Origin of the sequence: Leucothrix pacifica (assembly GCF_003172875.1) — a bacterium.
Taxonomy (GTDB): domain Bacteria; phylum Pseudomonadota; class Gammaproteobacteria; order Thiotrichales; family Thiotrichaceae; genus Leucothrix; species Leucothrix pacifica.
On the sequence record NZ_QGKM01000082.1, the window covers coordinates 1 to 7,646 of the forward strand.

A 7,646-nucleotide genomic window follows, 5' to 3' on the forward strand; every position below is an offset into this window, starting at 1 on the left:
AAATTGTCGTGTACAGAGATACTCAAGTTAACACTCACTACAAATGCTGCCGCCATGCAAGATAAATACATCAATCCCTTCACCGACTTTGGTTTTAAAAAGCTTTTTGGTGAAGAACCCAATAAAGTTTTATTAATCAGCTTCCTGAATACCTTACTGCCTGAAAAACATCAAATACAAGACTTGCAATACACTCGCAATGAGCAGCAAGGTGCTAGCCAGCTGGATCGTAAAGCTTATGAAAACAGCCATAAGTACTACCGTGATTTAAAAAATGTCACAGATACCGCTTGGGAAGAAGGGCTTGGGGAAGGACTTGAACAGGGCCTTGAGCAGGGTCTTGAACAGGGTAGAGAGGAGGAGCGCATCGCTCTCGCCAAAAATTTATTAGACATATTAAGTGACGAAGTGATTGCAGCTAAAACGGGGCTTTCTGTAGAGGTAGTGGCAGGATTAAGAGCATAAGCTGCTTACATCCCCCACGCCCCAATACTGCGTGTTTGCCATTGCTCTTGTCTTTGCCAGATTTTATCATCCCAATCCACATTTAGGCGACGGTCGAAAATAATCAGATAAGCCTCATCTGCACCGCACTGATCGGCATAACCAGCGGTTTGTTCTACGCCTTCCAATAGCGTGGTTTCTAGTGATTTACGGAGAATTTTTAGCTCTAGCACCACTCTTTGCACGTCACCATAAAAACCTTTTTCTTCATCTACAGGCCACTCAATAAAGAGATCGGTACGTTTACGCCCAAGACCATATTCACGGTTGATACGCCCACCACCATTGATGATGCGCTGTAAGAAGGCTTGCAGTAACAGTTGCGGCCCCGCTTCTTTATAATCGAATCGTTCAATCCATGCTTCGGCATTTTCACGGAAAAACTGCTGGAAGGCGCTGAGCAGTTTGGGCATGTCGATGTGTCTTTGTGGGGTCAGGTACCACGCTTGTTGGTGGGTAATGCTGCTTTGCTCTACCCAAGTGAGTTCTCGTGGAATGATTTCCTGGTAAATGCGGTTGGATATACGTATTTGTGGGCGAATTTCAACTAGGCCAAGATCATTTACATACTCTAAATCATCGACTGGGATACCACTTAAATTCTCATCACCTGTTAATAACGCAGCCATAATACGGTGTACCCGGGGTTCGCGTAGTTTATCAGCCAGCTGGGCAAGGTGAGTACTGCGTGAATAAATCAGGCGTTCACGGGCGGCACGGTAGCGCTCTAGGGTAATGGGGGTGCTACGGTCACGGGCGGTTTTATCTTTCCACGTCAATTCGTGCCCTATTGCGTTGATTAGCCAAGGCTGGCCATGTGTATCCTCCCAGAGTGCGTCAAAAACCATCGGTTCGAATGCTTGCCCAGTCTCGGCGGTATGCTGAGCATATAAGGTTTCAATCTCAGCACGGTTGAAGCCAACCATACGCAACGATGCAGCTTTGACATTAAACGCACTGCCGCCCGTAATGATTTCGTGGTGTTTGGTATGGATACGATAATCTCGCACATCTCGCACCCCACAGAGGATAACGCTGTGAGGAAAGGGTATACCTGGGCGGCCAATATAGCCCTCACGCAATTGGCGCAGCAGCGAAATCAGCGTGTCGCCGACTAAAGCGTCCACTTCGTCAATCATCAGGACAATGGGTTTGTCGGACTCTTGTGCCCAACGGCTGAGTAATGCGCTAAATGCACCGTGCGGGCCACTGTTGCGCCAAATGGTTTCTCGCCAGTCACGCAAACGCGTTTCCTTGAGGCGGATAGCAGCACCTTCCACCAGATTATTTACGATGGTTAGCATGCCAGCTGAGACATCATCGCGAGCAGCCTGTGCTGGCTCGACGTTAATGTACAGGCACTGGTATTCATCTGACTGGTTGAGTACATCCATCATCGTCAATAAGGTACTGGTCTTGCCTGTCTGGCGCGGTGCATGAAGTACAAAGAACTTACCCGCACCAATCAGATACTGAACATCTTCCCAATCCAGCCGTGTCATCGGGTCGACGCAATAATGCTGCTCGGGAATAACGGGGCCCGTAGTATTGAAATGTCGTTTCATAAAGCCAAAAACCGTTGTAAACCTTAAGGGATTTCTTAGCTTATGATAGCAGAGGAGGTATAGTCTTTTTTTTTGTTATTACTATTGTGGGAAAAATAAAAATAATAACTTGATATTTCATCGACTTAATCAATATTATATTGGCGTAATTTCAACCGATCATTAGAGAACCAAAGAGGAATAATGAGCGATTACACTTATTATGATCTAAATGTGCGTAGTGATTTACCGCTACCTGAGTTGCTTAAGGGAACCGCGAGTGATAACCCCGATGTCGTGATCAAAAAAGGTTTAGTTTCAGCAACGGGTATAGAAGGTGGTTCGGTGCTTGGCCCCTTTTTACAAACCACACCTCAATCATTATGGTTGTCTGTTCCTAATGTTGCCCGCTTCTTAATTAATGAGGGTAAAGAGATTGTTTACGAACCTCATGAAGGGATTGATGAGGATAGCATTCGAGTCTTTATGCTTGGCTCTTGTACTGGTGCGTTAATGTTTCAACGTGATCATATGATATTGCATGGGAATGCATTTCAGGTGGGGGATGGTTGTGTGGTTTGTGTTGGAAATTCGGGAGCGGGTAAGTCAACTTTGGCCGCAGCAATCATGCAACGAGGCTATCGAATTATTTCTGACGACGTATGCCCAATTGATGCTCAGGGTTTTGCGATTTCAGGTATGCCGCGTATTAAACTGTGGAAAGACAGTGCGGATAGGTTGGCTATTGACACGAATGGACTTAAACGTATTCGGCCTGAACTGCAAAAATTTAACTACCCATTAAACGGTTCATTTTGCTCTCAACCTTTACCTGTGAAAGCGGTGTATATTCTCAATACGCATAACGAAAGTGAGTTTGAAGTTGAGCGTATTAATGGGATGGATAAGTTTGAACCACTGAAACAAAATACTTACCGGTTTGCCTATTTAAAGGGTATGTCGATGGAAAAGAGGCACTTTAAACAGTGCGCCAAATTAGCGACAAACATTCATTTGTCACGCTTGACAAGACCACGTTCTGGTTTTCAACTAGAAAAGTTGGTTGATTTTATTTTGGATGATATTACAAAGCTAGGAATTAGCTAAAGGACTAAATTATGGATGTTCAAACAACGCTAAAGCGTAACCCCGAACTATTAGCTGTCGACATGGATGGTGAAACCGTCATGATGGATATGGAGAGTGGTAATTACTTCGGTGTAAATTCTGTAGGTTCCCATATTTGGGAAGCTTTGGAAGATGAGAATCATGTTGCGGCAATAATCGAAACTGTAAATAGTCAGTTTGAAGTTGGGACAGAGGATACAGTGCAGGATGATGTTTTAGCTTTCTTAAGTGACATGGTAGAGCAGAAATTAGTTGAAGTCGTTTCCCCTTAAAAACGTGTTGGCCATTGCTTGGAGAAAGGTTCGCTCATTTCTGAAATTACCCTTTAGTAGCAAAGTATTAGTGCCGCTGGTTTGGCTGTTACTGGCGCTAGCTAGGGCTATTATCTTGTTGATTCCCTTTCGCTATTTTTCTACATGGTTGGGGCAGTCCGCTAAAACGGTTACTTACACGCCTACACTTACTTCTGTACAAGTGCAGCGTGCGAAACGTTTGGGGCAAGTTGTACGTGCTACAGCAAATGTTACGCCTTGGGAGTCAGTTTGTTTTCCTCAGGCATTGGTTGCTTGTTGGTTGTTACGCTTAACTGATACTCCCTATATCATGCATTTTGGTTTAGCTAAAAATACTGACCCTGATGAAAGTGAGCCCATGAAAGCACATGCTTGGGTGACGGCAGGCCCAGTTGCTGTTACTGGAGGGAGAAATAACCTATTTAAATTCACAGTAGTGGCTAGCTATACTTCACCGTTACTTATTAACGTTTTGGCATAACTATTAATAGATCTCAGTACAGCTTCAAGCACTACCTACAAACCCTCTATCAATATACTAAAGGTCGATTGCTATTGGCTTTTGGTTTGCTCTTCGCCGCTGGGTTAACCGAAGGTATCGGTTTGATGTTGCTAATTCCGTTATTAGCCAGCATCGGTATGGAAACGGGGATGACAGCGAATATTGCATTTGTTGATAGTCTTCGTGACGTGTTGGCCGTACTGGGTATTCCGCTTGAGCTGTTATCTTTATTAATTATTTTCTTCGCACTGATTCTTGGTCGCGCAATCTTGAGTTACTATCGAGATACCTATCTATATAGGATGCAGCTGGAGTTTGTTGATGCTTTTGCAGTACAGCTACACGAGTCGTTTGGGAAAGCTCGTTGGTCTTTTCTTATGCAGCAGCGTAGTTCTGATTTTTCACATGTGCTGACTAAGGATGTGTTTCGCATTGGCATCGGTACGCAGTTATTTTTGCAAGCAGTGGTGTCGTTAAGTCTAATTAGTGCCTACCTGTTTACGTCACTGTACCTCTCTCCTTATCTAACGTTATTGGTTATTGCTGCTGGCGCTTTATTACTGTGGGCACTTCGTGGTTACCGTCTCCGTGCATTGCAGCTGGGTAAAGAGCAGACAGTAAGCGGTAAAGCTGTTTTTGCTTCTGTCAGTGAGTTTATGGATGGCATTAAGCTGGTGAAAAGCTATGGTGCTGAGAAACATTACCTGCGTTATTTCAAACAAGCAGCTGATTCACAGCGTAGTAAGCAATTAGCATTCAGACGAAATAGTAGCCTCGCTCAGCAAATTTTTCAGGTTGGCTCGGCGCTGTTACTTTGTCTATTTTTCTATCTTGCGACTGAGGTAATGCAGGTTGCGGTTAGCCAGTTGCTAGTATTAACGCTCATTTTTGTGCGGTTGATGCCACTGCTATCAGGTTTGCAGCGTAACTATGAACAAATCACTCATATGTTGCCTGCCTATGCGGCGGCTATGGAGTTGATGCAAGCTTGTCAGGCTGAAACAGAAGTGAGGTCTCTATGTGCAGAGCCTTTAGTTCTGGAGCAAAGCATTACGCTGGATAATTTGAGCTTTGCTTATAAACGGGCTGATTCGATTTTACAACAAGTAACAATTAGCTTTCCTGCGCATCAAACAACTGCGCTAGTGGGGCCATCTGGGGCGGGCAAAAGTACTTTAGCGGATATATTGGCAGGTTTAATGCTGCCAAATAGTGGACATGTACTGGTTGATGGTACTTCTTTAAGCGAACAAAACTTACTGACTTGGCGTAGTCAAGTCGCTTATGTGCCGCAGGATGTATTTTTGTTTCACGATACCTTACGTGCGAATATGTTATGGGTTGACCCCGAGGTTAGTGAGAAAAAATTGTGGGAGGTGCTCGAACTAGCGGCTGCCAAAACGTTTGTGGAGAAACTGCCCCAAGGGTTGGATACAGTGATTGGTGAGCGGGGTATTCGTTTGTCGGGTGGCGAACGTCAACGTATTGCCTTGGCTAGGGCGTTATTGCGCAAACCCGATTTATTGATATTGGATGAAGCCACCAGTGCGCTTGATCATGATAACGAGCAGCATATTAAAGATTCACTAATGCGGCTGCATGGCAAAATGACCATTGTGTTGATTGCTCATCGTATGACAACTGTTGCATCTGCTGACCGGTTGTTGGTGGTTCGAGATGGTAAGATTACAATTGATAATAACCCCAATTAAAAAATTTCCACCTTCTTTTTGTATGTAAAGTGGCTTACTATAAAGTGTAATAAATGTTTTACGTTGTTCTAAACATATAAATAATTTTATGTTTTTTTTAAAGTAAGCGGATAACAGTTAACTTAGGAACGAGGTGGTAATGAATATTGTTGTTCCAATTTTGATTCAGCTAACTAGATGGGGAGCAGTTGTAACAGATGTTTAATAGGGGAAAGACAATAAACGCTGAGCAAGCTACTACGAAAACGTCCAAACAACATTTCAGGAAGCTTTGCCAATTATGCAGTCCTAATTTTAGCAAAGAAGCCGTGCTGGCAGATGAGATTGATTGGCCGACTGTTTGGACGTTAGCGTTACGGCATCGGGTTGTGCCTGTGATGGCTGATCGAATTAAGCAGCTTGGTATTATTGTGCCTGAGGATATTTCTAGTCGGATATCTAACAATGTACAAAAAAATTTATATAAAGGTATGAAGCAGGCAGCAGAGCTGGTGTGTCTGACCAAGCTGTTTAATGAAAATAATATTCCGTTTGTGGTATTCAAGGGCATTGCGCTGCTTAAGTTGATGGGGCTGGAGTTGCATCAGCGACATCATGGCGATATTGATATTTTATTGGCAGATGTAGGAGATATAAAAAAAGCTGATGTATTGCTGCGTAGTCTAGGCTATGAGCGGCTCACTATGGCTAAAAATTTTTCTCTTAATAAGCGACAAGAACAGCACTTTAGAAGTTACGAAAAGGATGTTATTTACCATCACCCGCGCAGATCAATTCAGCTAGAGCTACATTTCAAAGTATGCCTCAGCGATAAATTATTGCCCATATCATCAAGGGAGTTCTATGAGAACAGGGCTGAAGTTCAAATCAACTCAGAAAGCATCCCAGTTATGTGTAAGGCGGATCATCAGGTTTATCTCTTGGTGCACGGTGCTGTTTCACGTTGGTTTAGATTGAAATGGTTGTGTGATGTTCCATTGGCCACTGAGAATGGCAAGGCTTATTTGTCTTCCAGTTTTTTTATACGAACTGAGAGCTTAGATGTTGAGAGAATAACCACCTTGGGGATTTGCTTAGCCAGAGAACTACTCGCTATGCCGATCGTATCGAATCTAAGCCAATATGGAGATAATAGTAAAAGTATTCAATGGATTAAAGGTGTAGCGCAAAAAAATATAACTGAAGTTACTATTTATGATATGAGTTTGTTAGAAAAAATAAGATTTTGGATGGTTTTTTCCTTAATTTATATGCCTTTACTCAAAGAAGACAGGGCATATAAATTAGATCACTTTAAGTCCTATTTAACACGTATGTCTGACTGGGAAACACTTCCTCTGCCTTCGTCTCTTTTCTTTCTTTATTATCCCCTACGTCCTTTTCTATGGTTAAAGCGTCAGTTCTAGACGAAAAAACGTTTAGTTATTATGTATACTCAACTACTGTGGAGAGTGTTCTGGGCTTGTTAGTTGACTGATTGTTAGTACTGAGCTATTTTTAATAGAAGTTAAGTCATAAGCGAAGTAGATACCATGTTTGTTGAATCAAAAAGAAAGTTACTAAAGGCTATTTTCTTTACTAGTAGTCTCAGTGCTGTGACAAGTGTAACCGCTGCAGCGGTAAATTCTTTAAATAATGATGGATTTACGCGTTGGGAAGTTCTTCAGGGTAGTGAGCTGAAATTATTTCGAGGGCAAAGCTTTTTAATTTATGGGACAGAGGCCAGTTGTTCCGTTAAGTTAAGAACAGTTCATATCGGAAAACTTGACCCAAATCTACCTAAAAACCTGATTCGCCAGCAAGGTTTTGTCGCACAATTTTATCCTGAGGAAAATTTTGAATGCTTACAGGGTGATCAAATTGTAAAAATCACCCATCCTGAAATATTAGGAAATGCTCAGATATTTGCAGTAAAAAAAGTGGATAACTTTGAACAAATTTTTTCTCTGTACACGACAATTTA

7 protein-coding genes and 1 pseudogene are annotated in these 7,646 nt (G+C 42.6%); 7 read left to right on the forward strand and 1 reads right to left on the reverse strand.

From position 1 onward, the window contains the following. Positions 1–54: 54 nt before the first annotated feature. Positions 55–237, forward strand: a pseudogene (locus DKW60_RS24410) (PD-(D/E)XK nuclease family transposase); the annotation flags it as partial. A 233-nt stretch (positions 238–470) separates the two neighbouring features. Here the strand turns inward: DKW60_RS24410 and DKW60_RS20315 are convergent. Beyond that, a complete protein-coding gene (locus DKW60_RS20315; RefSeq protein WP_109839497.1) occupies positions 471–2,069 on the reverse strand; it encodes an AAA-like domain-containing protein in 1,599 nt (532 codons plus the stop codon). Between the two features lie 183 nt (positions 2,070–2,252). Here DKW60_RS20315 and DKW60_RS20320 point away from each other — a divergent pair, with 183 nt between their 5' ends. The 6 genes from DKW60_RS20320 to DKW60_RS20345 all read left to right on the forward strand — a co-directional run. Beyond that, positions 2,253–3,155 carry a hypothetical protein gene (locus DKW60_RS20320; RefSeq protein ID WP_109839498.1) on the forward strand — a complete coding sequence of 301 codons (903 nt, stop codon included), beginning with the start codon at positions 2,253–2,255 and terminating at the stop codon, positions 3,153–3,155. A gap of 11 nt (positions 3,156–3,166) precedes the next feature. After that, positions 3,167–3,448, forward strand: coding sequence for a PqqD family peptide modification chaperone (locus DKW60_RS20325; RefSeq protein WP_109839499.1), 282 nt, complete (start codon positions 3,167–3,169; stop codon positions 3,446–3,448). Further along, the gene (locus DKW60_RS20330) at positions 3,429–3,950 is read left to right on the forward strand and encodes a lasso peptide biosynthesis B2 protein (protein WP_109839500.1); all 522 of its coding nucleotides are present in this window, start codon (positions 3,429–3,431) and stop codon (positions 3,948–3,950) included. The genes DKW60_RS20325 and DKW60_RS20330 overlap by 20 nt, the downstream gene beginning before the upstream one ends. A gap of 74 nt (positions 3,951–4,024) precedes the next feature. Then, positions 4,025–5,683, forward strand: coding sequence for an ABC transporter ATP-binding protein (locus tag DKW60_RS20335; RefSeq protein WP_109839501.1), 1,659 nt, complete (start codon positions 4,025–4,027; stop codon positions 5,681–5,683). A gap of 197 nt (positions 5,684–5,880) precedes the next feature. Then, positions 5,881–7,089, forward strand: a complete 1,209-nt coding sequence (locus DKW60_RS20340) for a nucleotidyltransferase domain-containing protein (protein WP_109839502.1) — start codon at positions 5,881–5,883, stop codon at positions 7,087–7,089. A gap of 126 nt (positions 7,090–7,215) precedes the next feature. Next, the coding region (locus tag DKW60_RS20345; RefSeq protein WP_146203535.1) for a hypothetical protein at positions 7,216–7,646 on the forward strand (431 nt) is incomplete at its 3' end.